Here is a 267-nt window from a genome sequence, read left to right on the forward strand (position 1 = left end):
TGAAGGTGCTGATCATCGAGGACGATCCTCTCCATCGATCCTATCTGAGCGAGGCCATCCGCGCCGCCCTCCCCGAATGCGATGGCGTGCTGGAAGCAGAAAACGGCGGAACCGGAGAGCGGCTGGCGCGCGATTGCAAATCCGCCCATATCGTCATGGACCTGCAGATGAGCGAGCGCAACGGCATCGAGGCCGCGCGCACCATCTGGAAGGAGCGCCCGGAAACGCGCATCCTGTTCTGGTCGAACTACTCGGACGAAGCCTATG

The 267-nt window shown here is 62.2% G+C and carries 1 protein-coding gene; it reads left to right on the plus strand.

The features are described 5' to 3' along the window. Positions 1-267: response regulator transcription factor (locus ACPYOG_RS19650; RefSeq protein WP_481295801.1), on the plus strand; the 267-nt coding region annotated here is incomplete at both ends.

Source organism: Leifsonia sp. HAY1-4F (genome assembly GCF_056755275.1).